Source organism: Ruegeria sp. CG3, from assembly GCF_056537205.1.
In genome coordinates this window covers 378,779-385,952 of sequence record NZ_JBQFRC010000004.1, presented here as the reverse complement: position 1 = coordinate 385,952, position 7,174 = coordinate 378,779, and the positions used below count along the sequence as shown (strand labels likewise).

7 protein-coding genes and 1 tRNA gene are annotated in these 7,174 nt (G+C 61.7%); 4 read left to right on the top strand and 4 right to left on the bottom strand.

All coding sequences use genetic code 11. The features are described 5' to 3' along the window. From ACR0NB_RS17310 to ACR0NB_RS17295, 4 genes are all read right to left on the bottom strand, one after another. Positions 1-180: Rnf-Nqr domain containing protein (locus tag ACR0NB_RS17310; RefSeq protein ID WP_480776374.1), on the bottom strand; the 180-nt coding region annotated here is incomplete at its 3' end. Beyond that, positions 180-995 carry a Na(+)-translocating NADH-quinone reductase subunit C gene (locus ACR0NB_RS17305; protein WP_480776373.1) on the bottom strand — a complete coding sequence of 272 codons (816 nt, stop codon included), beginning with the start codon at positions 993-995 and terminating at the stop codon, positions 180-182. The genes ACR0NB_RS17305 and ACR0NB_RS17310, both read right to left, overlap by 1 nt. Continuing rightward, positions 988-2,196: an NADH:ubiquinone reductase (Na(+)-transporting) subunit B gene (locus tag ACR0NB_RS17300; protein WP_480776372.1), complete on the bottom strand. Its 1,209-nt coding sequence runs from the start codon at positions 2,194-2,196 to the stop codon at positions 988-990. Before ACR0NB_RS17300 ends, ACR0NB_RS17305 begins: the two co-directional genes overlap by 8 nt. 5 nt (positions 2,197-2,201) lie before the next feature. After that, the gene (locus ACR0NB_RS17295) at positions 2,202-3,545 is read right to left on the bottom strand and encodes a Na(+)-translocating NADH-quinone reductase subunit A (RefSeq protein ID WP_480776371.1); all 1,344 of its coding nucleotides are present in this window, start codon (positions 3,543-3,545) and stop codon (positions 2,202-2,204) included. Between the two features lie 298 nt (positions 3,546-3,843). Here ACR0NB_RS17295 and ACR0NB_RS17290 point away from each other — a divergent pair, with 298 nt between their 5' ends. From ACR0NB_RS17290 to ACR0NB_RS17275, 4 genes are all read left to right on the top strand, one after another. Then, positions 3,844-4,956, top strand: a complete 1,113-nt coding sequence (locus ACR0NB_RS17290) for a THUMP domain-containing class I SAM-dependent RNA methyltransferase (protein ID WP_480776370.1) — start codon at positions 3,844-3,846, stop codon at positions 4,954-4,956. A gap of 105 nt (positions 4,957-5,061) precedes the next feature. Next, positions 5,062-5,138 (top strand) — tRNA-Pro (locus ACR0NB_RS17285). A 192-nt stretch (positions 5,139-5,330) separates the two neighbouring features. Further along, entirely contained in the window at positions 5,331-5,915 is a 585-nt protein-coding gene (locus ACR0NB_RS17280; protein ID WP_170341425.1) for an ANTAR domain-containing response regulator, read from the top strand. Next, positions 5,912-7,081, top strand: coding sequence for an ABC transporter substrate-binding protein (locus ACR0NB_RS17275; RefSeq protein WP_480776369.1), 1,170 nt, complete (start codon positions 5,912-5,914; stop codon positions 7,079-7,081). Before ACR0NB_RS17280 ends, ACR0NB_RS17275 begins: the two co-directional genes overlap by 4 nt. The last annotated feature ends 93 nt before the right edge of the window (positions 7,082-7,174 follow it).

Genomic DNA, 7,174 nt, shown 5'->3' with positions numbered 1-7,174 from the left:
CAGGCATGAGATGAAAAAGGACGAAAACGCCGTCACGAACATCACCGCCAGCGACATCACGAAGGCCACTTGCAGCGACGAAGTTACCGCCAGCGCCGAGCAGATGCCCAGCACCTGCAACGTGATCGGGTTGTTGTCGACAAGCGGGTCGACCAGCAGATCTTTCTTGGTCTGTGACATCAGATATCTCCTGCTTGCAGCTTGGCCAGGAACGGAGCATAGCCCGCGTCCCCCATCCAGAATTTCACCAGGTTGTCGACGCCGACCGTCGTCAGGGTCGCGCCAGCCAGCGCATCGATATAGAAGTCGGGCCCTGCGGCGGGCATGGTTTTGGCAACCGTGATCTGCAGATCACCCGCATCGTCACGCAGCTTCTTGCCGCTCCAGAGGGCTTTCCAGCGCGGGTTGTCCACCTCGGCCCCCAGGCCCGGCGTTTCCCCGTGCTGATAGAATTGCAGCCCGAAGATGTCGTTGCCATTCGCTTCGAGCGCGATGAAGCCATAGAGCGTGGACCACAGCCCATAGCCGTGGACCGGCAGGATCACCTTGTCCAGCGCGCCGTTTTCGTCGCGCAGCAGGTAGATCACGCGGTATTTCGCCTTGCGGCCGATGCCGGCAGGGTCGTCGACAAGCGGCTCGCTCAACTCGGGGTCACTGGCGGCGGCAATGTCGTCGAACGTGGCCGGGTCGAACTGGTCGTCGACGAATTCACCCGTCGCCAGCTCCAGCACATGAGGTTCGAAAGCGGCAAAAGCCTCGGCCACGTCGATGCCCGGCTCATAGACCCCCGCGACCTGCAGAACGTTGATCTGCTTGTCCTTGAGCTTGTTGGCCTCTTGCACCGGGCGCAGGCTGACCGCCGCGGCCGACACGATCATCGAAGCAACCAGGCACACGGCGACCGCGATGAAGATCGTCTTGCCAACCGAGTCCGGCGAGGCCGCCAGGAACCGGGCGATGGCGCCTTTGGGTTCAGGGGATTGCGTATCAGACATGGCGACGCGCCCTCCGTTTGATGTTTGCCTGAACGACGAAGTGGTCGATCAGCGGCGCAAAGACGTTGCCGAACAGGATGGCCAGCATCATGCCTTCGGGGAAGGCCGGGTTCACCACCCGGATCATCACGACCATGACCCCGATCAGCGCGCCATAGATATAGCGGCCCATATTGGTGTGGCTGGCCGAGACCGGCTCGGTCACCATGAAGGCCAGACCGAACGCATAACCACCCAGCACGACGTGCCAGTACCAAGGCATCGCGAACATCGGGTTGGTGTCCGACCCGATCAGGTTCAGCAGCAGGGTAAAGCCGATGGTCCCTGCCAGACAGCCCACGATCAGGCGGTAGTTGGCAATCTTGGTCATCAGCAGGAAGGCCAGCCCGATCATGCATGCCAGGGTCGATGTCTCACCAAAGCTGCCCTGGATCGAGCCGAAGAAGGCGTTCCACCATGTGATGCCCTCGGCCGCCAGCGCCTGATAGCCGTCAGCGGCCGAAACGGCCAGCGCGGTCGCGCCGGAAAAGCCGTCGACCGGGGTCCAGACCGCGTCGCCCGACATGGATGCGGGATAGGCGAAATACAGGAAGGCCCGCCCCACCAGCGCGGGGTTGAGGAAGTTCTTGCCGGTGCCCCCGAACACTTCCTTGCCGATGACCACACCAAAGATGATCCCCAGCGCCACCTGCCACAACGGCGCGGTGGCCGGCATGATCAACGTGTACAGCATCGAGGTGACAAGAAAGCCCTCATTCACCTCATGCCCGCGCACGGTGGCAAAGATCACCTCGAAGGTGCCGCCCGCGACCAGTGTCACGATATAGATCGGCAGGAAATACATCAGCCCGTGCATCAAGTTGGCAAAGATGCTGGACGGGTCCAGAGAAATGCCCAATGCCTGCAGGATGGCGATGCGCCAACCGGTTGCCGACTCCGGGCCCAGCGTCGCGATGGCCGAGTTGGCCTGGAACCCGGTATTGTACATGCCCCACAGGATGCAGGGGATGGTGGCGATCACGACATAGGTCATGATCCGTTTCATATCCACGTAGGACCGCGCATGCGGTGCCACGGATGTTACGGTTTTCGGAGTGTAGATGAAGCTTTCCACCATCTCGTAGATGGGGAAGAACTTCTCGTACTTGCCGCCCTTGGTGAAGTTCGGCTCGATCCGGTCAAAGAAGTTGCGCAAACCCATGTGGATCAGCCCTCCTTTTCAATCTTGGTCAGGCAGTCGCGCAGCGCCAGCCCGTATTCATACTTGGCCGGACAGGCAAAGCCCACAAGGCCCAAATCCTCTTCATCCAGCTCCAGCGCGCCCAGGGCCTGCGCCGTGTCGGTGTCCATCACCAACAGCGCCCGCAACAGTTGCGTCGGCAGGTAATCCTGCGGCATGAGCTCTTCGAAGGTGCCGGTGGGCACCATGGCGCGGCGCCCACCGTTCAGGTTCGACGTGAAGGCGAACAGCTTTTTGGCAAAGGCCGAACCCAGAACCGGCTGCACCGCGTATTTCGACGGCATCGGACGGATCCAACCCATCGGGATCTGGTCGTGATCCTCGCGGATGATGCAGATCTGGCGCGCGAAGCGTCCCAGATAGGCGAACGGCCCGGTGGCGTGACGACCCGAAAGGACCGAACCCGAAATGACCCGTGCTTCGCCATCAACATTGATCTCGTCACGGGTCAGATCCTCGGTCGAAGCGCCCATGACGGTGCGGATCAGACGCGGTTGTCGGGCGCCGGGACCGGTCAGAGCAACCACCACGTTCGGGTCCAGATGCCCCGACTGCAGCAGCCGCCCGATGGCGATCACGTCCTGATAGCCGATGGTCCAGACGGTTTTCTCGGCGGTCACGGGTTCGAGGAAGTGGATATGCGTCCCGGCCAGGCCCGCCGGATGGGGGCCGCTGAAGGCCGCGGCCTCGACGCCCGGCAGATCGGCGCCGGGGATCGTGTCGCCATCCTTCTGGCACAGATAGGTCTTGCCTTCGGTCAGCTTGGCCACGGCGGCCAGACCGGCGGCAAAGGCCTCGCTCGCGTCATTGATGATCAGCGCGGCATCGGCAGCCAGCGGCTCGCTGTCCATGGCGGTGACGAAAATCGCGGCGGGCGCGGTGCCCGGCTGCGGCATCTTGGAATAGGGCCGCGTGCGGAAGGCAGTCCACAGGCCGGCGGCGCACAGCTTGGCGGTGAGGCCCTGCGCAGTCTCGGCATCGCCCACGCCCGAGAAATCGACACCGGGGTCGTTGGGGTCCGACACTTCGATGACGACGCTCTGCAACACGCGCCGCGCACCGCGGTTGATAGCCACGACCTTGCCGGTCAGCGGCGCAACCATCATCGCCTCGGGCGCGTCCTTGTGGCAGAACAGCGGCGTGCCGCGCTGGACAGTGTCCCCTTCCTGCACCAGCATCCGTGGTTTGAGCCCGATATAGTCTCCACCCAGCACGCCAACCGAAGAATATGCTGGCCCCGGCTGAATGACCTGTTCAGGCGATCCCTCGATCGGAAGGTCCAGCCCCTTTTTCAGTTTGAAAGTTTGCATGTCGCTACGTTCTTCCAAGCCTTTTTCTTGCGCCCGTCATACAGGGCCCTTTGCTTTGGGCACTGAATAGCGCGGAGTTTCGTCAAGCCCGTCGTAAAAACGACGAGGACCGGCCGAAATCCGCGGGCGTCTCTCTGATTACGGCCCCTTTACGCGGCGAAGCGGCCAAACGCAAACCTGTTACCGCCCAAATCGCGCGTCGTGTAGCTATTTTTACCCGAAACCACGGGCGGAGTACCAAAAACTTGGTAGGAAATTTCGTGTCGCACGGATGGCCCTGCTGATATAAGCAGCCGGAATGGAGAATACCGATCTTGAGATTTTTCTGGTCGCGACACCCGGTCTGGAGGCTCCCCTCCTCGCCGAAGCGCAGGAGGCCGGATTCGCTGAGGCCCGGCTGGCGCCCGGTGGTGTCACGGTTCGTGGCAACCTGAGCGAGGTCTGGCGTGCCAATCTCCAGTTGCGCGGGGCCAACAAGGTGTTGGTTCGGGTGGGTTCGTTCCCGGCTGTGCATCTGGCTCAGTTGGACAAGCGGGCACGAAAGTTTCCGTGGGGAGATTTTCTGAAACCCGACGTCCCGGTTCGGGTTGAGGCCACCAGCCGAAAATCCCGGATCTATCACGCTGGCGCCGCACGGCAACGGATTGAAGGCGCAATCTCTGACATGTTGGGGGCTCCGATCTCGTCCGAGGCGACGGTCCGTGTTCTGCTGCGAATCGAGAAAGACATCTGCACATTTTCCCTCGACAGTTCCGGAGAAGCGCTGCACAAGCGCGGGCACAAGGAAGCGGTCGCCAAGGCTCCCATGCGCGAAACGATGGCGGCGATGTTTCTGCGCAATTGCGGCTTTGACGGATCGGAGCCGGTACTGGACCCGATGTGCGGCTCGGGCACTTTCGTGATCGAAGCCGCGCAGATCGCGATGGGCCTGCCGCCCGGCCGCGACAGAGCCTTTGCCTTTCAGGAATTTGCCGGATTCGACCCCAAGGCTTGGGCGGAACTCCGCGCCGACTGGGTCGCGACGCAGACAGATACCGTGTTCCATGGCTCGGACCGGAATGACGGGGCGATCGCGGCCGCGCAGGCGAATGCCAGCCGCGCCGGGGTGGACGGCGCGACGCAATTCCAAAAACGCGCAGTCGCTGACCTGAAACCGCCCATGGGCGGGCCGGGCCTGGTAATCGTCAACCCACCGTATGGGGCACGCATCGGCGATGAAAAACGCCTGCGGTCGCTGTATGGCAGCTTTGGCAAGGTGATGTTGTCCAGGTTTTCCGGCTGGCGTGTCGGCGTCGTCACCAGCAACCAGTCCCTGGCGCGCGCCACCCGCCTGCCGTTGCTGCCTCCGGGTCCGATCGTCGATCATGGCGGCACGAAGATCCGCCTCTATCAAACCGAGGTCCTGCCCTGACCCGTTAATTCCTGTGGGTCCAAGCGGCAGAGTCAGTTCGGACAAAAAGCACACAGAATCCCTCTTGCGCATCAAATCCACTGGGTATAGATCACGCGCCACGGTCGGAGTGTAGCTCAGCCTGGTAGAGCACTGTCTTCGGGAGGCAGGGGTCGGAGGTTCGAATCCTCTCACTCCGACCAATAAAGCAAGGCGCCTTGTGGCGCCTTTTTTGTTGGTTGGTCGTATCTCCAAATATGTCCGGGGCAGCAACGTGCTGAATTATTCGGCATCTGCGCACGGTCTGCCATCTGGATAGGCGCTTTCCAGAGAATTGAGCGCAGCGCTCCGAGGGTGGCATTGCCTCGCTCTGCCGGCTTGGTCAGTTCGGTGTTATGAACCAAACGTTGACCGTTGTTGTTGTCGAACAGAACCCGGACCGCGCCGACGCGATCCTCGAGGCCCTGAAAGCGGCAGGGAGCGTCGAGGCGCACGTGATCGATGGCGTGTCTGAATTGCCGCGCAAGATTGCTGTCCACAATCCCGATGTCGTTCTGATCGACATCGACAATCCATCTCGGGACATGCTTGAAGAACTGACAACCGCCTCCGGCCCGATGGAGCGGCCGGTTGCCATGTTCGTATCCGGGGCTGCAGGCGGCCTGTCCAAAGCTGCGGTCGAAGCAGGTGTCTCGGCCTATGTCGTCGACGGTCTGCATCCCGAAAGGGTCAAGCCCATCATCGACACCGCCATCGCCCGTTTCCAAGTGCTGCGCCAAATGCGGACCGAGTTGGCCGAAACGAGACGCGCATTGGAAGAGCGCAAGGTGATCGACCGCGCGAAAGGGCTGTTGATGAAAGCAAAGGGCATTCAGGAAGATGAAGCCTATGCCCTGCTGCGCAAGACCGCCATGAATCAGAATCGTCGGGTGGCCGATGTTGCCGAGGCATTGGTGACCGCTTCGGGGCTGTTGTCATGAGGGCGGTCTCGCTCCGAGCGGCCTATATGCCGTTGGTCGATGCGGCCCCCCTGATCGTGGCGCACGAGATGGGATATGATCAGGCCGAGGGCATCTCTCTGGACCTGCGCCCTGCCTCGTCCTGGTCCTCGTTGCGGGACATGCTGGCCTTCGGGCATGTTGATGCGGCGCATCTGCTGTCTCCTGTCCCGGTGGCCATGGCGCTGGGGCTTGGGGGGATCGTCACGCCCCTTTCGGCCGTATCGGTCCTGTCGGTAAATGGAAACGTGATCGGCGTCGGCCGCCAACTGGAAGCGCGGCTGCGCGAAAATGGCTATGCCTTCGATTTCAGCGATGCTTTTGCGGCCGGAGCGGCCTTGGCAAAGGCGGCCGGTGGAACGCTGACCTTCGGGGTTCCGTTTCCGTTTTCCATGCATGTGGAACTGCTGCGATATTGGGTCAGCGGCACGGAACTCGCTTCGACCCAGGTTGAGATCCGCACCGTTCCCCCACCGTTGATGGCCCAGGCCCTGGCCGCCGGTGAGATCGATGCTTTCTGCGTAGGTGAGCCGTGGGGGTCATTTTCCGTCGACGACCGGGTGGGTGCGCTCCTGCTGCCGGGAAACGCGATCTGGTCCTGTGCCCCGGAAAAGGTGCTGGCCGTGCGAACGGATTGGGCACAGACGGAACCACATCTGACGGGCGCGCTGCTGCGGGCGATCTGGCGGGCGGGCCGATGGCTTTCAAATCCCGAGAGCCTGACCACGGCGTCGGAGATGCTGGCGCAGAGGCTCTATCTGGATGTTCCCGCGGACCTGGTCGACCGGGCATTGACCGGACAATTTGCGATTTCAGCGCGCGGAGACCAGCGTCAGGTCGACCGGTTTGTCACTTTTCATGAAGGCGCAACGGGCTTTCCTTGGCGCAGTCAGGCCAAATGGATCGCGCATCACATGGCGCGAAGATATGGTCTTGATCCGTCAGATGCCGAGCGTACGGCGGCCGATGTGTTCCAAAGTGACCTGTATCGGCGCGAGCTGCAGGGAATCGGTGTTGTCATGCCCATCGAATCTGAAAAGCCCGAGGGTGCCGGCGACGACCCGACGCTAATGGCCGGCCCGGGTGGAAAGCTGATGTTGCCGCGAAATGTCTTTTTCGACAGTCGGATTTTTGAGCCTTCCCAGTAAGTGCGCCTAATTTTTTTGCACTGCAGCGTCAAATTATGCTGCGTTGCAGAATTTTCACCTGATGGCCGTCAATTTCGGATGACTCATCTGCTC